This window comes from Stenotrophomonas sp. HITSZ_GD (genome assembly GCF_029543105.1).
In the GTDB taxonomy this organism is placed as follows: domain Bacteria; phylum Pseudomonadota; class Gammaproteobacteria; order Xanthomonadales; family Xanthomonadaceae; genus Stenotrophomonas_A.
In genome coordinates this window covers 99465-120559 of sequence record NZ_JARQXB010000005.1, presented here as the reverse complement: position 1 = coordinate 120559, position 21095 = coordinate 99465, and the positions used below count along the sequence as shown (strand labels likewise).

The following is a 21095-nucleotide window of genomic DNA, read 5'->3' as shown; positions in this document are numbered from 1 at the left end:
TCCTCAGCGCGTCGGGTCGCGGTAGCGCACCGGATCGGGACGGAACAGGTCTTCGTCGAACTTGAAGCGCAGGCGCAGGAAGAAGCCGCGCTGCGTGTACTCGTAGCCGGACAGGTCGCGGTCACCCTCGAAGCCCGACCAGTTGTAGCCGGCCGACAGCCACAGGTTCTGCCGCAGCAGGCGGCCCACTTCCAGGCCATAGCCGTACTGGTTGCCGCCTTGCTGGCCGCGGAACGTGGCGCCCAGCACGCCGATGTCCCACTGTTCGGTGATGTCGTAGACCAGGCGGCCGGACAACAGCACCGCATGGAAGCGGCTGTCCACGCGCCCGCCATCGGCATAGGCGAAGCGATCCTGCTGCCACTTTCCCGCGACCCGGCCGGTCATCCACCACGCGCGCGAGGGATGCCAGTCGGCATGCGTGGACACGATGTGCGCGCGGGTGCGGATGTCCTGGCTGCTGCCATCCACCGCCTGCCCGTCCACCAGGGTCAGCCCGCTCTCGTCGCGCTCGAGCTTGTACTCGTAGCGCGCCAGCGCGTTGACCCGGTTGGTATCGGTATCGCGGTACGCCACGCCGAGCTGGAAGCGGTTCTGCAGCACGTCGCCACGCGCGGCGTAGTCGGTGAACAGTAGGTAGTTGCGACCCAGCAGCGTCCAGTCCCGGCTGAGCTTGCGCGCCACCATGAACTGCGCCAGCGTGGTATCGAAGGCTTCGTCGGTCTCGGTGCGTGCCACGTCGCCGCTGATGCGGTGCTCCAGCCGCGCCGCGCCGCGCCACAGCGGGTTGGCGCTGTAGTCCAGGCCGATCGACAGGCCGGTCGCATCGCCGGTGTTGCCGTCGTACACCTTGACGTGCTCGGCCGAGGTATTCAGGCGCACACCCTCGGCGATGTCCCAGTTGTTGCGGATGCCCGAGGCCGCCTGCACGTCGCGGCCGCTGATTGCATCGCGCATGCGGTATTCGGAGAACACCTGGGTATCGCGCACGTAGCTGGTGTCCACGCCGAACACCAGCGCGTCGGCCTCGCGGTCGGTCGTGGTGATGCCGTAGGCACTGGTCAAGCCGGTCTGGCGCTCGTAGCGGCCGTACAACCGGCTGCGCTCGAACACCTGGTAGTCCACGCCGGCCGCCACGCGGTGGCGCGCTTCGCCGGCCACGCCTTGTTCGTACTCGCCGCCGAGGGTGAGCTTTTCACCAGCACGGTAGCCGGCGCCCAGGCGGGCGCTGTCCGAAGACAGGCGCGTGCCGATCGGCAGGTCGCTGGCGGTGCCGGTCAGCGCGCTGCTGCTGCCGATCACCGGCAAGCCGGTGAGCGTATCGAGCGGTTGCTGGCCGTAGCCCAGCGCACCACCGCCGGCGCCACTGGCGAAGCCGCCGGTCAGGCCGCCGGCATCGCCGTAGCCCAGTGGCGTGGTCCACGGCGAATACGCGCCGATGGTCTCGCGGATCGAGCGCCAGCCCACGTCCAGCGTCAGGCGCTCGGTGGCTTCCACGCGCACACCGGCGCCGCCGGCGTCACGCTTGCCGCCGTCCGGGTTGCGGTCCTCGCTGCGCAGGCCTTCCACGTACAGGTCCAGGCGCTCGTTGAGGTGCCAGGTCACGTCCAGGTTGTACTCGCCGCGCCCGCCGTACAGCGGCGAAGCGGGGTTGTTGAAACCCGGATCGGTACGCCCGGCGAACAGGTTGGCGTCGAGCTTCTCGCCGTCGTGGCCGAACTCCACCCGCCAGGCATCGCCATCGACCAGGCCGGTCAGGTCCTGCAGCCCCGGCGTGGCGTTCTGGTTGATGCTGTTGGTGTTGATCTCGCTCTCGGTGCGCGCGAACTCCACCGCCAGCGCGGTGTGCTCGCCGAACCGGTAGCCGGCGTTGGCGCTGCCCATGCGGAAGCGCGCGAATGGGTTCTCGTCGTCCACGGCCGAACCGCCGATCTCCAGCGCGTCGGTCGCCTTCCACTGCGCGTCGGCGCCGTACACCCAGAATTTCTCGGTGCCCTGGTCCAGTTCGTAGGTGATGCGCAGCGAGACCGGATTGAGGTTGCTGTCGAACGTGGGCAGGAACTGGTTGAGCAGGATGCGCCCGGAGAACGGCTCGAAGCTGTAGTCCACCAGTCGCGCCAGCGGCTGCACCGAGAGGATGCGCGAAGGCTGGTTGCGGTCGCGCACGACCACTTCCACGCGCTCGCTGCCTTCCAGCACGGCGTTGTTGCGCAAGGCATACGGGCCGCTGCCCTGGCTGGCGAACTCCTCGATCACTTGCCGCAGCGAATCCTGGATCGCGAACACGTTCGAGCGCACGCGCGGATTCTCGTAGTGCCAGCCCAGGCCGGTCGCGGTGCGGTTGTAGGTGCCCAGGCTGCGCTGCGGGATGGGCCCATGCGCGCCGACGCCGGTGGCCGTGGCCAAGGTGTCGCCGGTCTGGAAATCGCCGTAGAGCAGGTAGCTGCGCTGGTTGTCGATGCGCACGTACAGGCGCTCGGCCGAGCGCGCGTCGAAGCCGCGCAGCGACGAGTCGCCGTACACCGGGTAGAACTCCTCCGGCTGGATGTCGCGCAGCAGGCGGCCGCGCACCTGCTTGTCCGAATCGTAGGCGGCGGTCAGCAGGTACTCGCCCTTGATGCGTCCCTTGACGAAGAACGCGGTGCGCGCGGCGGCGTTGGCCTTGCCGTGGTTGAACTGCTTCTCCCAGCGGCGGATATCGCGTTCGAATACGTCGTCGTGGTCGACCGGCGCAATGAGCCCGCTGTTGTCGCGGCGGCCGAAGTTGATCACGCCCTCGATCAGGCCGGTGGCGAGCATCTCGCGCATTTCCGGCACAAAGCCGATCGTGCCCTCGGCGCTCTGGCCCTCCGCGCTCACGCGCAAGGTCACGTCCTGCGGCTGGTCCGGCGCGATCAGCGCGAAGTTCGCCAAGCCGTCCTCGACGAGCACCTGCACGCCGGGCACCACCTTGTCGGCATCGGCCGCGCCGGGGCCGAACTCGTCGGTACGCGAGCCGGGCAGGCGCAGGCGTCCACCGCTGATCTCCACCGTGGCAAAGCGCTGGCCGGGCAGCGGCTGGCCCTGGGCATCGAGCAGATGCACGGTGACCTGCACCGCGCTCTGGCCGTCGGCCGGCACGCCATCGCGATCGACCTCGACCACGACCTGGTCCATGCCGGACAACGCCGGCGACTCGCCGCGCGCCAGCGGGCGGCGCGCGTCGGCGTCCACGCTGGCGGGCGAGCGCGGATACAGCGTGCTGCCCTCGCCCAGTACCGGCGTGAAGCGGCTGCTGCCCACGCTCTGCTGCGCCAGCACGGGCGCGCTGGTCAACGCGGCGAGCGCGCAGGCCAGCACGCTGATCCGCGGCGAACGCCCGTGGCCACGGCGCGGGGCGGGCAAGTGGCGGCGGCTCATGGCTGCACCTCCTGTCCGGCCGCCGCATCGGTGGCGGTGGCGCCTCGCGGCTGCACGATGCGTGGCGATTGCGCCGCACTGTCGGTGGCCTGCTGCGGCGCGCGCGCCGGCTTGCTGCTGAAGCGCAGCGGTGCCTGGCCCGGTTCCGTTTCCGGTGCGCGCACCTCGCCTTGCGTGCGGCGCGCCTTGACCTGCTCCAGCACCGGGTTGGCGCAGCTGCCTTCGATGAAGTCGGCGCGATGCAGCTCGCCGTTCTTGAGGTCGATGAACAAGCTGTCGGCATCGCCCAGGTTGCGGTTGCTGCTGGTGGTCAGGCGAGCGCCCGCCGGCAGCGTGCTGCCATCCACCTTCAGCGTGTGGCTCTGCGGCGGCAGGCCGCAGTAGCTGTACTTGCCTTCCGAATCGCTGACCACCCAGGTTCCATCCTCGAAATACAGCCGCACGCCCGGAATGCCGATCTCCTCGGCGTCCTGCACGTGGTTGTGGTTGCAGTCCACGAACACCTTGCCCAGCACGCAGCCTTCGTCGCTGAAGACGCCGCCGGTCACGCGCACGCGGTACTGCGCCTGGTTGGACGGCAGCGAACCGGGGCGCGGCGCCAGCGACACGGGGTCGATGCAGCCGCCGGCGATCGAGCAGCCATGCGCCTGCGCGCGGTTGATGCCGTCGCCCTGCTGCGCACCCACGCCCACGCGCACGCGGTAGGTCAAGGCGATCTGCTGGCCCACCTGGATCGGGCCGGTGGCAAAGCCCAGGCTCGGGCCCGGCTTGCCCAGCGGCTCGGCCACGGCTACGCCGTTGGCACGCGCGGTGCCTTCGATGTAGGTGAAGCCGCGCGGCAGCCGGTCGACCACGTTCACCGTCTGCAGCGGGCTGCCGGCGGTCTGGCGGATCGTGATGGTGTACTGCACGGTGTCGCCGATCTCCGCGGTCTGGCGGTCGCCGGTCTTGGTGATCGCCAAGCCCGTGGCCACCGCGGTATCCAGCGGCACGTGGTTGTGCACGATGTCGGCCATGCCCGAGCCTGCGAATACGCGCAGGTAGTACGCGGTGGCGGTACCCACCGCGCCGGTCGGTGCCTGCGCGTTGGGCTGCACGTCGTAGCGGCCGCCCGCCTGCGCCGGCGGCGCCAGCGTCTGCGCTTCGGTCGGGATCATCGTCGAGGCGAACGTGTAGCCGCCCGGCGGCGTCACCGTCAGCTGGTACTCGCAGCGCGCCGGCGCATTGGCGCCGAACAGGAACTGGTAGGCGCCGTCGCTGCCGACGGTCATCGACACCGCGTTGCCTTCCACGCGATAGCCGCCGCTGCCCAGGTTGAGCAGGCTGCCGGCCGGGTCGAAGCCCGCGCAGGTGCCCACCGGCGCCAGCGTGACGATCGAGCCCGGCACCGGATCGCGGGTAACCGCGTCGTACACCACGCCCGCCGGGTCCACCGGCAGGCTCTGCTGCGGCAGGTTCTCGCCGGCCTTCAGCACGACTTCCAGCGCGCTGATGCCACCCTCGGTGCTGCGGCAGCTGCTCGCCGTGCCGCCGGCCATCGCGGTGTCGGCATTGCACGGCGCCACCGCGCCCGCGGCGGTCTCGCCGCTGACCGGCCAGCCCCACACCGCGTTGGAGCCCGGGTGGCGGAAGCGCAGCTGCCACTTCTGCCCGGGCACCACGTCGCCGATGCGATAGGTGCCGTCGGCGCCGGTGATCGCGCTGCGCGCCACCTGGCCGGTGGCCGGGTCGACCAGTTCCACCGTCCAGTTCGGCAGGCGCTGGTCGCCGCCGTCCAGGATGCGGGTCTGCTCGCCACTTTCGAACCACACCGTGCCCGACACCGACGCGGCCAGCTGCACCTGCGTGGGCAGGCGGCAGGCGTTGTGCATGGGCTGGGCGGCATCGCACAGCGGCAGCGCGGTGACGTCGCCTTCGAACGCGGCGCGTTCGTCGGCGCTCGGCGCGCGGTTCTCGTTTTCGCCGCCGCCTTCCACCAGCACGGCGTTGTTGACCGGCGCGCCGGTCGCCGCGGCGGCATTCACCGCCACCGGCACCGTGATGCGGTCCGTCGCGGTGGCGCCCGCGGGGATCACCGCGCTGCTGCGGCAGGTGAAGCGCGCCTGGCCGACCGCGCCTTCGCAGGTCCAGCCGTTGCCGCTGGGCGCGGCGGCGAGCACCACGCCGTCGGGCAGGCGCTCGCGTACCACGTACTCGGCGCGGGTCGGCTGCTGGCCGGCATTGCGCACGCTGATCAGATAGGTGGCGCCGTTGTTGACGGTGAAGCGTTCCGGCGTGGCGGCCTTGCTGACCACCATGTCCGGCGAATCGCCGATCTCGCCGAAGTTGTGGTCCACCGCGCTGCGGCCGATCGGCAGCACGATGGCGGAGATCGCCGAAGGCAGCGTGTCGCGGCCGGTGGCGGTGCCCACCGCGGCGCCGTCGATCGTGCCGGCGCTGGTGATGCCGTTGAGCGTGTGCGGCGGCTGGTCCGGCTCGGTCACCGTGTAGGTGCCCGGGCGCAGCCCGTCGAAGCGGTAGGCGCCGTTGGCGTCGGTGGTGGCGGCGGCGTCCACCGCCTGGCCGAGGTCGTCGGTGCCATGCAGCACCACGCGCACGCCGGCGATGCCGGCCTCGCCACTGTCGATGCGGCCGTTGTCGTTGTTGTCCGCGTACACGCGGCCGGCAATGCTCGCCGCCGGCAGCTCGCCGAAGTTGTTGTCCTGCGCGGTCTGGTTGACGCCCAGCACGATCGCCGCGATCGCCGAAGGCGTCACGCCCACGGCGGTGGCGGTGCCGCCGGCAGTGCCGGCCAGCGTGCGTCCGTTCTGCGTGTTGGCCGGCTGCTGCGGCTCGGTCACCGTGTAGGTGCCCGGCGGCAGTTCGTCGAAGGCATAGCGGCCGTCGGCATCGGTGACGACATCGCGCGACACCGGCTGGCCCTGCAGGTCGGTCCCGCGCAGCTGCACACTCACGTTGGCGATGCCCGCCTCGCCAGCGCCGATCACGCCGTCGTCGTTGGCGTCCAGCCACACGCGGCCGCGAATGCCGCTGTTGAGCGGAATCTCGCCGAACAGGTTGCTCACCGAGGCGTTGCCCGGCTGCGGCAGCGCAATGCCGTCGATGCGGCTGGGAACCGTGGCCACCGGCGTGGCCGTACCGGTCGCCACGCCCGCCACCTGGCCCGGCGTGGTGATGCCGTTGCTGGTGCCGGTGGGCTGCGAAGGCTCGACCAGCGCATAGGTGCCCGGGCGCAGGCCTTCGAAGGCGAAGTGGCCCTGGGCGTCGGTCTGCACATCGCGGTTGACGCTGGCGCCGGCATCGTCGGTGCCGTGCAGTTCGATGCGCACGCCGGCGATGCCGGTCTCCGCGGCGCCGGACTGCGCGCCATCGTTGTTGGCATCGAAGAACACCGTGCCCGCCACGGACACCGGCAGGATTTCGGCGAAGTCGTTGTGGATCGACGCCTTGCCCGCCGGCAGCGCGATCGCGCTGATCGCGCTCGGCAGCGTCGCCACGCCGGTCGCCACGCCCGCCGGCGTACCGTCGATCGTGCCGGCCAGCGTCAGGCCGTTCACCGTGGTGACGCCGTTGACCACCGGCTGCGCCAGCTGCTCGGTGACGGTATACGTGCCCGCCAGCAGGTCGTCGAAGTGGTAGGCACCGTTGGCGTCGGTGGTCGCGGCGACGACCGGCTGGCCCAGCGCGTTGACGGTGCCGGCCGGCAGCTGCACGGCCACGCCGGCGATGCCGGCTTCACCGGCGTCGCGCACGCCGTTGTGGTTGGCATCCAGGAACACCGCGCCGGACAGCGCCGCAGCCAGCTCGCCGAAGTCGTTGCCGGTGGCGCCGGCCAGCGGCAGGTTGGTCAGCGTAATGACGTTGCCGGGATGCTCGCGGCCGTTGGCCAGGCCGGTCGGCTGGGTCTGCTCGATGCGGTAGTCCTGGCCGGACACCGCACCGCCGTAGCTGTAATCGCCGTTGGCATCGGTGGTGACCTGCGCGCTGGTGTCGTCGGCCGTGCCGAACACCCCATCCGGGCCGGCGCCGACGATGGTCAGCGTCACCCCGTTGAGGCCGGCGTCGCCGGTGTTGCGGTCGCCGTCGTCATTGCGGTCGAGGTAAACGCTGCCGCTGACGATGACGTTGGCCAACTCGCCGAACAGGTAGCCCGTGGCGTCCTGGCCGGCGCCGATCGCGATGCCGCTGAATTCATTGGCCACGCTGGCATCGCCGGCCGTGGTGGCGTTGCCCGCCACGTGCTTGCCGTCGATGTAGCCGGCCGGCTGGGTTTCCACCACGCGGTAGCCGCTGCCCGCCTGCGGCGGCAGCAGGTCGGTGAAGCGGTAGTGGCCCGCCGCATCGGTCTGCGTGGTGAGGTTGACAGGGTTGCCGAACAGGTCGATGCCGGTCAGGGTCAGCGTGGCGTTGGCGATCGCGCGCTCGCCGCTATCGAACTGGCCGTTGTTGTTGGTGGCGGCGTTGGTCGAGAAATCCTCGAACACGCTGCCCGCCAGCGAGCCCAGCTTCTCGCCGAAGTCCTGGCCGGTCGCACCCGCCTGGGCCAGCGCGGCGATGTCGATCACGCCGCCGGCGTTCTCGGTGGCGTTGCCATAGCCGGCCGGCTGCGTCTCGGTGACGCGGTAATGCTGGCCGACGATGAGGTTCTCGAAGCGGTACGCGCCGGTGGCGTCGGTCTGCACGGTCACCGGGGCCGGGTCGTCGGCATTGCCGAACACGCCGTCGTTGCCGGCGCCGGTCAGGGTGATGGTCACGTTGTCCAGGCCGCCATTCGGGCGCGCGTGGGCGCCGCCGGCGTCGCCCGCGTCGAAATCGCCGTTGCCGTTGCGGTCCACGTACACCGCGCCGGCGATGGAGGCGATCGCGTCTTCGCCGAAGTTGAACGCCGTGCCGTCCAGGCCCGCGCCCAGGTCGATGGCGCTGATCCGGTCGGTGGTGGCGGCATCGCCTCCCACGCCGGTGCCGGGCGTGCAGCCGCTGGCGCAGGCCGCGCCGCCGATCTGTCCGGCGTTCACCGCCGTGGCGCGGTTGCGATAGCCGCCCGCCGGCAGCGGTTCGCGCACTGCGTAGACGATGAGCGGGTCGAGGTCGGCGAACTGGTAGCTGCCATCGGCGGCGGTAGTGGTGGAGCGCAGCACCACGCCGGTGGCATGGTTCAGCAGCTCGACGGTGGCGCCGGCGATCGCGCGGTCGGTTCCCGCATCGCGGCGATCGTTGAAGTTGCTGTCCACGTAGACGTAGCCCGACAACGTGGGCTGGCGCACTTCGGGGAAGTCGTAGCGCACCGCGCTGTCGCTGGCCCCGACCGGGACCGCGGTGTAGCGCGACGTGGTGGTGCCCGGATCGTACGTACCGCCCAGCGAGGGCGCATCGGCGCCGGCGACCGGCGGGTCGACCGGGCCATTGCGGTAGTTGCCCAGCTGGCCCTGGGTGATGGTGTAGCCGTTGGCATCGGCCGGCGAGAGGTTATCGAACCGGTAGGTGCCGTCGGTGGTGGTGGTGGTCGTCAGGTTGACCGCGTTGCCGAACGCGTCGGTGCCGCTCAGGCTGATGACGTAACCCGCGATGCCCGGCTCGTTCTCCTGGCGCACGCCACCGTTGCTGCCGCTGCGGTCGCGGTCTTCGAACACGCGGCCCGTCAGCGAGGAGCGCGTGACCAGGATCGGCACGGTGGAGCTGTTGTTGGTGCTGTTGCGGTCGATTTGCTCGGTGGCGATCGTGGCGGTGTTGTTGATCGCGCTCGCGCCGGGCCAGGTGTTCCAGCGCACGGGCACCACGATGCGCAGCTTGCCGGCGGCGGTCACGTCGCCCAGGCGGCAGGTCAGCACGTTGGAAGCCACGGTGCAGGTGCCGGTGCCGTTGGGCACCTCGCCACCGCCGCCCGGCGGCACCGTGCCCGACTTCTGCCAGTTGGCGGGGCCGGTGACGACCAGGTTGGCCGGCAGCGTGTCCGTCACCACCGTGCCGGTGCCGTTGAGCGGGCTGGTGCCGCTGCGGTCGCGCGACAGGCTCGCGCCCGGACCGTTGTTGATGCCGTCGATGACGTAGTAATAGGGCTGGCGCAGTGCCACGCTGGTCGCGTTGGCGGGCAGCGCCACGTCCGGGTCCATGTCCGGCTGCGTGGTGAGCACGCGCTTGGTGACGCCCAGGTCGGCCGAGGCGCGGATGGTGGTTTCCTGCGTGGCCTGGTTGTTGGCCTGGTTGGTGTCGGTCTCGGCCGAGCTGGCGAGCGCGACATTGAGCACCGTGTCGCCGGATGCGCCGGGTGCGGTGTCGTAGCTGTAGCGCAGGTAGAGCGTGCTGGTCTGCCCGGCGGCGACCACGCCTTCCACGTCCGGGCTGAAGCCGATGCCGGGCATCAGGCAGTCCAGCGTCTGTGCCGCGCCCACCGTGGGGTTGCTGCCCGACACCACGCTGCAGGCCGACGCGGAGAACGTGCCGGTCGGCGAGGTCGAGGCGCCGATGAAGGTCACCGTGCGGCCCCCGGGCGGCGTGAGCGTGTCGCGCAGGCGCACGTTGGTGGCCACCGACGGCCCGTTGTTGCGGATCGTCACGCGATAGGTGATGAGGTTGCTGGCCGGGTTGAGCGCGTCGTAGCCCAGCGGGTCCACGCCGTTGGTGAAGCCGGTATCCACCTTGTTGGTGATCAGGTCGACTTCGCCGGCCTCGAACGGCAGCGAGGCGCTCTTGCTGTCATCGCTCGTGTCGGTGTTGAAGTCGTAGGTGTTGCCCTGCGCATCGGTGCCGGCGGTGGCGTCGGCATTGCCGTCGCCGTCGATGTCCACGACGAAGTCGGCCACGTTGTCGAACTGGCGGCCCGTGTTGGTCGCGTTGACGTTCGGGCGGATCACCACCTGCAGGGTTTCGGTCTGCTGGTTGGCGAAGGTCGGCAGCGCCGGGCAGACCACGCTCACCTGTGCCGGCGCGCCGGTCGGGTTGGCGTAGGAGTTGCCGCCCGCGGTGGCGGTCACGGTCACGCCCGCGCCCGCGCTCACCGCGCAGGTCTGCGTGCCGGCGCCGGTGCGCCGCGCGGAGATCATCACGAAGCCCGAATCGTTCGCCGGGATCGTGAAGACGTCGCGGAAGATCACGCCGGGCACCGTGGACGGGCCGTCGTTGAGGTAGGACATCGAATAGGTGGTGTTGACGCCCGCGCGGCCCGGGGTACCGGAGGCGATCGTCTTGGCCGTGGTGACCACGTTGGCCACGCGCGCGATGCGGATCCAGTCCGAGGCCTGGTTGTTGTTGCCCACCAGTTCGCCCACCGAGCCCGGCACCGAGGCATCGATGCCGACGCCGGCGGTGTTGCAGAAGGCGCCGGTGACGGTCGTGCCGCCGCAGTTGACGCTGCCCTGCGCGTAGCTGTCGAACAGGGCGCGCAGCACCTCGATGACGATCTGCGCGCTGCTACCGCTGGCCAGCGCGGTGGTGCCCGAACGGCACACGACCGACGCGTTGGAGAGCGAGCAGGACCAGTCCGCGGGCGCTGCGATCACGGCGATCCGCGTGCGCCCGGCGACGTAACCGGGCACGGTGTCGTTGACCACCACGCCGGTGGTCGCGTCCGGACCGTTGTTGGTGACGGTCAGCGTGTAGGTCAGCGATTCCTGGTTGGCCGCCAGCACGTTGTCCGCATCGCCCGGGCCGTTGGTCTGCTTGGTGATCGACAGGTCCGCGCGCTCGTCGGTGGTGCGCGTGCCGGCGCCGGAGCAGTCGTTGCCGGTTTCCGGGTCGCGGTCGATGCCGCCATCGGTCAGCGGCTCGATCGAGCCGCCCGAACCGCCGGTGCAGGCGTTGTTGAGCAGGCTGGCCGAGGAAGTGCGCGCGCGCGTGAGCAGTTGCAACTCCGGCGCCTGCGCGCCGACGGCCAACGGCAGTGCGCTGGCGCCCAGGTCGCAGGTGACGCGTTGCGGCGTGCCCGCCGCGTAGCCGTTATCGACGGTGCATGTCCACGCGCCGGTGGCGTAGGGCACGCCGGGCTGCGCGACGGACCCGTCCGGCAGCAGGAGTTCTTCGCCGTTGGCCAGCGTATCGACCACCTGCACCTGCCCCGTAGCCGCGCGCGGCCCCAGGTTGCGCACGGTGATGTGGCTGGTCATGCGGCTGTCCAGGTCGCTGCCGACGCCGCTCCACACCGGCACCAGCGCCGGGGTCTTGGTCTTCTGCAGCGACAGGTCCGAGCCATCGGCCAGCACGGTGAAGGTGGCGCTGGCAGTGTTGTTGGCCGGCACCGCATCGGGCGTGTCCGCCGACACCGTGGCGGTGTTGGTGACATCGCCACTGCTGTGGGTGCCGGACGCCGGCACCACGCTGGTGATGGTCAGGTCGGCGACCGCACCCACCGCCAGCGCGCCGTTGAGCACGCACGAGCGGGTGGTATCGCCGTTGCTGTCGGTGCACGTCCAGCCCGCCGGCGCCGTGCCGCCGGTCACCACGAAACCTGCCGGCAGGTTGTCGGTGACGGTGGGGTTCTCGGCCGGGCTCGGGCCCTGGTTGCGCACCTGCAGGTGGAAGGTGACCGGCTGGCCGGAGATCGCCGGCGCCGGGGTCACGCTCTTGCTCAGCGCCAGGTCCGCGCCGGGCGTGACCGCGGTGGTCACGCTGGCGACGTTGTTGTTGGGCTGCGGATCCGGCGTGCCGCCGGCCTCCACGCGCGCGCTGTTGACGATGTTGCCGCTGCCGGCATTGACGCGGCCGCGGAAGGTGAACGTACTGGTCGCGCCCGGCGCCAGCGCCGCGGTGCGGGTGGCGGTCATCGTGCCGGTGGCCAGGGACCAGCCGCTGCCGCTGAAGCTGTTGGCCACATAGGTGACCGCGGCGGGCAGGTCGTCGATCACGCGGATGTTCGCCGACGCGCTGGGTCCGGCGTTCTGCACGGTGATGGTGTAGGTCACCTCGCCGCCGCCGATGACCGGGTCCGGTGTGGCGCTCTTGGTCAGGCTCAGGTCGCCGGCCGATTCCAGCGTGGTCGATTCCACGCGGCGGTTGTTGGCGACATTGGTGTCGTTGGCGAAGAACGGGTCGGCATCGGTCAACGACGCCAGCGGCGTGGTGGCGCTCGGGATCGCGCCCTCCGAGCCGATCGCACCGCGGATCTGGATCGTGCCGGGCGACAGCCCGACGGTGGAGATCGGCAGCGAGAACGACACCGGCGTACCCGTACCGGCCGTGCCCACGAGCGTGCCGACGCGGCATTCCAGGCGCTGCGCGTTGCCGGCGGCCACGGTGCAGTACGACTGCAGCGGGCCGATCGCCTGCGCGCCGGCGGGCAGGTCGAACAGCACCACCGCATCGGTGACGGTGTCCGCGTCGCTGTTCTCGACGGTGACGCTGTAGACGACGTTGCTGCCGGCCGGCGTCGGGTCGTAGTCGGTATCGGAGAGGTTGGTGATCTGCAGGTTCGCGGCCAGCGCACCGCCAGGCAGCAACAGCGCGGCCAGCAGCCAGGGGACCCACCGTGGGCGCGCGAGCGCGCGCGACAGCCGAGCCGAATCCGAGGTGCGCACGCGCGCGCGCGTTGCAGCCGCAAGGCTGTCGCGTTGCAGTAGAGCCATTCCGATTGTCCCCTGTTTTCACGGCACAGCCGCGCCCTACGGCCTTGCCCGAACGGGCAGGACCCAGCGGTCGACTGGTTCGAAGGCGCTGTCGGGGCCGCTAGCGCAGATACAGCACGCGGTGCGTGGCCAACCGGCAGGCGGGGCGCATATTGCGGACGACGTCACAAAGCGTCAAGGACTTTTTTCCGACACAAGGTGTGACGTACCCGTCAGTTTCTCGGCTGTAACGGCGGAGCCGCCAGTTACACACAGGGCTCGGCCCCGCGAGAGGCTGGTGTGGCTGGGGTTTCGAGGGCGTGTCAAAACGTTGGCGGTGGAAGCCGAGGCGTGCCGGCGCGCACGCCCATCGAGATACGAATTGCGATGTCGAGCGGCGGCACTTCGCGACTGGAGAATGCAATTTGCGCTGACTTTGGCGGCGTGGCGTCCTGAAGGGTCGTAACGACTTGCCGTGGCGCTGGCTCGATGCGCTGGCTCTGCCCTGGGGCGCGGTACCCGCGATGGCTCGAGGGTGCGAGCAGTCGGCGTGCCCACCCTGCGCGCTGCCGCTTTGTCGCATTGGGGATCACGTGACTTCTGGCCTTGAGCTGGCCGCGCGAGATGGCTACGTTCGCGCTTCGGAGTCAAAGGCAGGCCTCAACCGGACTTTCCATCGCGCGTCACATCCCATCGAGGGAGTTCAAGCAACGCCATGAGAGCAAAGAACATCGCCGTGTTCCTGGTCGCGCTGTTGTCGACCCTGCCCGGGCTGGCGGGGGGCGCCGAGCCGCGGACGTCCGCTGAGATCGCGGAACTCAACCGATGGCTGGCCCAACGCCAACAGGAGAGCGGCGTGGTCGGCCTGTCGGCTGCGTTGGTGGTGGACGGCAAGGTGGTGTGGAAGCAGGGGTTCGGTTATGCGGACAAGCAGGCCGGCATCGCCATGACGCCTGGCACCCAGGTCGGTATCGGCTCGGTGACCAAGACATTCACCGCGTTGGCGACCATGCAGTTGCAAGCGCAAGGCCTGGTCGATATCAACCAGCCTTTATCCCGCTATCTGCCCGAGTTCCGCATCCGCACGCATGGCGAAGACCGTGACCAGGTCACGCTCAGGCGCTTGATCACCCACAGCGCGGGCGTGCCGACGGATGTGTTCCTCGACATGCAGAGCGATCAAGCGCGCTACACCGACGTGGTGACCCTGCTCAACCGAACCGCGCTGGCGCACGCGCCGGGCACGGTAGGCCTGTATTCCAACGCCGGCTACAACCTGTTGGGGCACGCGTTGGCGAAGGCTAGCGGAACCGATTACCCGGATTATCTGAAGCAGCGGATCTTTGCGCCGCTGGGCATGAAGAACACCGGATTCGCCGACGACCCGCATGCGGCCGGCCGGAGCAAGGCCTACGGACCCGACGGCACCGAGGCGGCGGTGTTCGAACTGCGTGACATCGCTTCCGGCGGCATCTATTCCACGGCGGAAGACCTGGCCACCTACGCGGCCACCTTGATGGCTGCGTATCACGGCACGCCCTCCCCGGTGGCCACGGAAGCCATGATCCGGTCGATGTTTACCTTGCAGACCGATATCCCGATCGATACCAACAAGAAGGGGCTGGGCTGGTTCCTGTTCCGTCACGACGACCGCTTCGCCGCCTACCACGCCGGCAGCACGTTCTACTCCAATGCCGCAGTGCTGTTGATTCCGGAACAAAACACGGCCGTGGTCATCCTGGCCAATACCGTGGGGAGCGATGCGGTCTGCGAGGAGTTCGCATTCCGCTGGCTGGAGCGCCACGGTCTTTCGGTGAAGGATATCGTCCCTGAGCCCGCGCCACTCCCCGCATCTTCCGATACGCCGCGCTCGCGGCATGTGGGTTACTACGCGCAGAAGAACAGCTACGCCAAGGTGGAGGAAACCGCGGCGGGCCTGTCCATTCGGCACGACACGGAAACCTACGCGGCGACCGAGACATCGCCGGGCGTGTTCGCCGTGCAGGGCGCCGGCGAGGCGAACGGCGATCTCTACTACTTCCGCGATATTGGGCCGTATCACGTGCTGTTCTGGCGCCGAGGGGCGCATGAGCGGCAGTTGGGTTATCGCATCCCGGATGAAGCGCTCGGGGACGAGTGGAAGCAGCGGCTGGGCCGCTACCAGCTGTTCGGCTACACGATGCCGGGGTTCGAAAAGATCGCCGGGGCCGAGGTGGGACTGCAGGACGATGGCTTGCCGGTGCTGCGGGTGCGCTACAACACCGGCACGTTCAACTATCCGATCGTGCCGGTCACGGCAGATGAGGCGCGAACAGGCGGGCTCGGGCCGAGCATGACAGGCGATGCGGTGTCATTCGGCGTGGATAAGGGGAGCGAGGTGATGACTTATTTGGGGTTGAGCTTTCGGAAGGAATAAAGGGGGGTTGGCTTGGCTGACAAACCAGATTCCGACCCGGCCTGGCAAGCCGCCTGCTTCAGCCTCGTCGCGTTCTGCGAGCCTGTTTGATAGCGTCGCCATCAACTTCCAGGATGCGCATGATGAAGAGAAGCGCGATTTTGTCGATTCTTATGGCGGTGAGTGCGAATGCGTCTTCGCAGGCGGCATGGCAGCCCGCGGGCGGGCATACCCAATTGCCGCTCTGGCCTCACAAGGTTCCCAGTGCCCAAGCGCTCCCGGGACCTGAGACCCAGGTATCCAGATCGGACCCGAAGATTGCGGGAAGGCCGTGGCTAGCCGTCACGAACGTGAGCGAACCTACGCTGACGGTCTACGCTCCGAAGGAGAAAGGTAACGGTGGCGCGGTGGTCGTGTTTCCGGGCGGAGGCTTTCAAGTGCTCGCCATCGACCTCGAGGGCACCGAGGTATGCGACTGGTTGAACGGCCTGGGCCTTACCTGTGTCCTGGTGAAGTACCGTGTTCCCAGCCTGCCCTACGACTGGCAGTGTGGCTGCTATCCAGACCTGTACGCCGAGTCCACGTTGGCACTCCAAGATGCGCAGCGGGCGATCAGGTTGGTTCGCTCGCACGCCGTGGAATGGTCGATCGATCCGCGGAAAGTGGGCGTCATAGGATTCTCAGCAGGTGGCTACCTGGTTGCCGAGACCAGTACCAAATTCAAGCAGCGGCTCTACACCCCGGTAGATGAGGCCGACAACCAGAGTGCGCGGCCAGATTTTGCGCTAGCGATCTACCCGGGCCGATTGGCGAGCAACGATGACGCGCTGAATCCTTTGATTCCGGTCTCTGAGGACACTTCGCCGACATTCTTGTTGCAGGCCCAGGACGACCACACCGATGGCGTCAACCAATCGCTGGTCTACTACATGGCGCTTCGAAAGGCGGGTGTGCCTGCGGAAATGCACATCTATCCTGAGGGTGGACATGCGTTCGGCCTTCGACCATCCCCGTTCGCGATAACCAAATGGCCACGGCTCGCGGAAGATTGGCTCAGGGGAAGGGGTGTCATACGCGACATCGGGAATTAGTGGGTGGGGACGCCTTGGCCTGATATGTCGCTCCAGTCGTGAAACGGGTATCGGCACCGCGGGCTAGCGCCAAAGAAGTCTGGATTCTGGCGGATTAGTTTGGACGTGAGCAGACACAAAGAGGCCAACAGCGCTCTATTTCCGGAGGATTTCAGTCGTTTGTTCTTGAAACCATAAGTTGTCCAGGTAATGGAAGCATAAGTTGTCCACCTGGAATCCACCGTTGTCCAGGGTCGACTGACCGTACCTACAGATTCCACTGGGCAGGGGGCTTCCGATCGCTTCGACCTACACGATCGGCACAACTTCGCAGCCAGCCAAGCCAGCTACTGCTAGCTCACGGACTCAGCACAACGCCAAGCGCATTAAGTGTCTCGGTAGACATGGTCCCTGTCACCCTTAGTCCGTGCCGACTTTGGAAAATCTCCAACGCGATCTTCGTCTGAGAACTCAACACCCCATCGATTGCACCCGGATCGTAGCCTTGAGCGTATAGCGCAGCTTGGACCCGCATAATCATGAGCTTGAGCTGGTCCTGGCTCGCTCGCGCTGACGTGGAGCTCGGCGAAGCGAGGTTCTGCGTCGGTACTGAGCCAGCGCGTGGGTATGAGGAACTCTCGCGTAGGGGTGCTACCGATGGGGCAGGACTCGGCGTCGGGGCGGGAACATAGGGCGTATACGACCCGCCACTTCCGGAGTAATGGGAGCTGTGCGAACTATGACTGCTGTGCGAGCTGTGGGAACTATGGGAGCGGTGACCCGCATACATGTTGTGTATGCCGACATTCAACGGCACCGGCAGTGTCACCAGGTACTTCGCATCGTCCTGCGCACGCGCCGCTATATCGACCTGGAGGCTAACTTGGCCTGGGTCGCCCGGCTTCAGACCTCCAAGCACAGCGGTCGCAATCGTGAGCATCTTGCTCATAGCGAATTCTCCAGAATCGGCTGAATCGACCGACTTCTCCACTCCTCGGTTACCCAGGAAAAGAAGCCGCTACATTTGTCCTTCATAACGCACCCTTCGCATTCGGGTTCGTAGTCCTGCTTCCAGTCAGAGATGCTGCGCTTGGCGAAAGGCCGAAGTTCGGCTGGGAGCGTGCACAGCGGCAGGTTGTACAGAGACACCGGGATCCCTCTGCGGCCAAGGTGGCTTACGACGCCAGCCAGCGCCTCTGCCATATCGACAGGATCTATCCACAGCGATTCGTGATTGGCCTTGGCGAAGCCGATCGGCTCGATACCCATAAGGGCAACGTGGTCGACGAAGGACAGGTTGCGGTAGATAAATCTCGCCAACTCCTCCAGACGCTGGACGGTGGGCTTAACCAGGACGACGCGGATCTCGATGCGCTGTTCTGCCCGTGCTAATGCGTACAGGCCGCGCAGTGTCTCCGCGAAAGCACCTGCCCGCTGCACTACATAGTCGTGCAAGGCGAAGTGGTCACCGTATAGAGGAATGCCCCAGCTCAGGCGGGTGCTGAGTCCGGTGAAGCGAGCGGCGTACACGGCGTCCCGGAAAGCGCGGCCATTGGAAAGGACATGCACCCCCGTCTCGGGTAGCTGTTCGGCACACTTCGCGATCAGGTCCACCAGGCCGTCACCCAGCAACGTGGGTTCACCGCCGCTGATCGCCAAAGAAGGTTCATTCCGATCGATCAGCTCAACGAGCTCAAGCAACTTCCCTAGCCGCCATTCGTCAGCGACTTGGCGAGGGGGCTGTGAACACATGAGGCAATAGTTGTCACATCGTTCGGTCGCAAACAGCACGTTGCCGTTAGCCCCTCGGCGATAACGGACGGCGATCTTGCCTATCAGGGGCTGGGTCTCTATGACATCCCCCGCCTTGGCGGTTTCTGGCGCCCCATGCAGTTGGATCCAGCGCCGTCCTGCTGGACCTTGCTCGGGGCCGTCTACCAGAAACCCGCGCCACGGCAATGACGTCAGCTGCGCGTGGTCTGCGATGGGCAGCCCGCGCAGATCGAGCACTGACCGCTCGAACGGCGTATGGCCGGCCGCAAAGTCGCCGAGATCGACTACCTTGTACTGCGCGACCTCGTTCGGCCATCCATCAAGCGTCGCTTTTGAGCTGAGCGCCAGACTCATGCCGCATCCGCCAAAGAAGCCCCCAGCGCGTCGGGCAGTGCCCAACTTTCCAGAATCCGGCGCTCATTTGCATCCGCGAACTCTAGCCGTTGCAGCATCAAATCGAAGAATCCAATCTGTTTAGCACAGAAGTCTGAGGTGGGCCTATGGCCGACCAGGTCGCCTTGGCGTGCGTAATGATCAACAGGATCGGCGCCACACACAGGAACGAACGCACAATCGCTGCAGCCGGGAAGCGCTTCGGCCACCCCGCTATCGAGTAGGCGCTGCATTGCAGGGGCGGTCAGCCAGTCTTGGACGGTTTGGTCCACCCGTCCCAGCACGAATGTGTGGTCCCCCATAGCCGCAAGCATGCGTGCCTCATCGGAGGGATAGACCTGGCCGTCGTAGTCGTACACCACCGCCCCCAAGCCGCTGCCCGTCGGGGAGCGCAGGTCGACGTAGCCATGGCTAAACGGCGTAAGCAATTGCGACAAGACCAACCCAGCATAGACTTCCTTGAGCGGATAGCCGTCCTTGTTGGTGGTGATCAGATGCTCAAATGCTTGACGATAGAACGCTTGGAAGTCAGCAATTGTGTAGCCGATCCGCGGCGCTGTGCGACGTGCGAAGCCGTAGGGGCTCAGAGGACGAAGAAAGATCGAGTGGAAGCCCTGCTTCCGATATTCGTCGATGATCTCCCGCGGCGCCGACAGACTACGCTGCGTCAGCGTGGTGAGCGCCGACACGCTTTCCGAGCCCAGGACACGCCTGGCCCGGTCAATGCCCTCGATCGTGCGGCGATAGCTGTCGCGTTCTGGACGAGGCCGATTGGCGTTGTGTAGCCACTCCGGACCATCTAAGGAGGTGGACAGTTGGAAGCTGTGCTCGGCGAAGAAGGCCAATTGTTCATCAGTCAGGTCGTGCAGCGTCGACGTAACCACGAATCGAAGGTCGCGGCCTTCGCTAGCATTGCGGGCTAGAATTCGCTCGGTTATGGATCGCACGCGTTCGAAATGGAGTAGCGGCTCGCCCCCTTGGAATTCGATCGTCAGCCGGCGATTCGGCCATTCAAACAGACGCTCGACCGACAGGTCTGCGACACGGTCGGACATGTCGAAGGCGGTCTGTCCCGCGTTCCGGCGTGAGACCTGACAGTAGCTGCAGGTATGGTGGCACCGTAGCGAAATCACGAACAAATGTAATGCGGGCCCACCCTGCAAGTACGCTTTGCGTGTACGCAGCTGGCCCAATAGGGGCGTCAGTGGGGTGATGCTGGCATCCCGGGTTATCAGGTGGCGTGCTTCTAGATCCGCCGCCAGACTCGACTGCGGATCCAGCCGGCCTTCGACAACTTCGTCCAACATTTTTCGTGGCATCAGCAACCAGTCGCCGGCCAGCGAACTGACAAACACGCGCTGGTCGTCCCAGGGCAGACGCCGGAAACGCATCGGCAGCAGCTGATAGCGGGTGTCCGCTTGCGCAAAGGTTTCGCGAGGTTGGAATTTCATTCCCGGCGGCGCCCATGCGGCCAAGCTTCGCTGAGGGCAGCGTGGATCAGGGCGGCGTGCAGATCTGAAGTCTGCGAGCTTACTTGAGCGCGGAGCCGGTCATCCAAGGCATCATTATGGAACCGAGCGGACAGCATCGGATCCAATACCACGCCAGCTTTTGGCTGCAAACGGACAACCAAATTGGCGCCAGCGGCACTTAGATCAACGAAGTAATCGCGGCTATACCGGTGCGCGGTGCGCGCCAGCACGTCTGCGGAGAACAGCTCCCGTTCAAAATTTAGCTCAATGGCATCCATTCCCTGCGCCCCCCGGCCACAGACGGCCAGATAATGCGCGCACCACCAGCGTCTGACAAGACTGTCGCATTATGGGTCCAATCGACCCAATCCGAGGCTACGCTCTCTCGCATGGCCGAGAAGCGGCCAAGAAATGTAGAGCGTTATGACTCACCCCCTTCTCGGCTAACAGGGAACCCATCAGGGTTGGCTCCCCGTCCCCCCTATCGATGCAGGCGGGTGTACCACTGATTTGGGTGCGATGCCGGCTTCGCCTCCCTGTCCTTGAGATGAGATGACGCCGCAAGAGAAGGCATCTTCGGATACGTCGCGTCAGTAAACCCGGCACAAGCGGCTTGCCTCCAAGCAGAATGAAGATCGGATTGAGCACATCGATCTGCAACGCATTCCTCACTTGACAGCTCAGGTCAGGGAGTGGATGCGAGTATCCGCTCAGGGCCGAAAGCTGACATTAGCATCCTCCCCGCGCCGGGCCGCTCAAATGTCCCCTACCGGTCAGAACCGGGCGTTTCACAGCCGCCGAGAAAGCCATCTGCCCGCCAACGGACTTTCGCTAGCAGGGCAAACTCCATTGCCGCGGACAACTTACGCTTACAAGAACAGTCGTAGCGCTACATAAGACGTTCAATATATGGGCCCACCAGGATTCGAACCTGGAACCAAGGGATTATGAGTCCCCTGCTCTAACCGTTGAGCTATAGGCCCGCATCGCACCCGCGGCATTGCACCGCAGCCCGCCAAGTTTAACGTCCCGCCACACGTTAGGCAGCCGGTTGCCACCC

The 21095-nt window shown here is 67.1% G+C and carries 7 protein-coding genes and 1 tRNA gene; 2 read left to right on the top strand and 6 right to left on the bottom strand.

Annotated elements, in window-relative coordinates:
* Positions 1–3: 3 nt before the first annotated feature.
* A complete protein-coding gene (locus P6166_RS07230) occupies positions 4–3399 on the bottom strand; it encodes a hypothetical protein (RefSeq protein ID WP_277763798.1) in 3396 nt (1131 codons plus the stop codon).
* Positions 3396–12953: an SdrD B-like domain-containing protein gene (locus P6166_RS07225; protein ID WP_277763797.1), complete on the bottom strand. Its 9558-nt coding sequence runs from the start codon at positions 12951–12953 to the stop codon at positions 3396–3398. Before P6166_RS07225 ends, P6166_RS07230 begins: the two co-directional genes overlap by 4 nt.
* Before the next feature lie 694 nt (positions 12954–13647).
* On the opposite strand from P6166_RS07225, the gene P6166_RS07220 reads away from it, so the two are divergent.
* Entirely contained in the window at positions 13648–15348 is a 1701-nt protein-coding gene (locus tag P6166_RS07220) for a serine hydrolase domain-containing protein (protein ID WP_277763796.1), read from the top strand.
* A 329-nt stretch (positions 15349–15677) separates the two neighbouring features.
* Positions 15678–16418: an alpha/beta hydrolase gene (locus tag P6166_RS07215; protein ID WP_345781861.1), complete on the top strand. Its 741-nt coding sequence runs from the start codon at positions 15678–15680 to the stop codon at positions 16416–16418.
* 924 nt (positions 16419–17342) lie between these two features.
* On the opposite strand, the gene hxsC is transcribed toward P6166_RS07215, so the two are convergent.
* The 4 genes from hxsC to P6166_RS07195 all read right to left on the bottom strand — a co-directional run bounded on the left by hxsC (position 17343) and on the right by P6166_RS07195 (position 21018).
* Positions 17343–18524, bottom strand: a complete 1182-nt coding sequence (gene hxsC, locus P6166_RS07210; RefSeq protein WP_277763794.1) for a His-Xaa-Ser system radical SAM maturase HxsC — start codon at positions 18522–18524, stop codon at positions 17343–17345.
* On the bottom strand, positions 18521–20014 hold the full coding sequence (gene hxsB, locus P6166_RS07205) for a His-Xaa-Ser system radical SAM maturase HxsB (protein WP_277763793.1): 1494 nt from the start codon (positions 20012–20014) through the stop codon (positions 18521–18523). The genes hxsC and hxsB overlap by 4 nt, the downstream gene beginning before the upstream one ends.
* Positions 20011–20313 carry a hypothetical protein gene (locus P6166_RS07200; RefSeq protein WP_130317295.1) on the bottom strand — a complete coding sequence of 101 codons (303 nt, stop codon included), beginning with the start codon at positions 20311–20313 and terminating at the stop codon, positions 20011–20013. Before P6166_RS07200 ends, hxsB begins: the two co-directional genes overlap by 4 nt.
* 632 nt (positions 20314–20945) lie before the next feature.
* Positions 20946–21018, bottom strand: a tRNA-Ile gene (locus P6166_RS07195).
* Between the last annotated feature and the right edge of the window lie 77 nt (positions 21019–21095).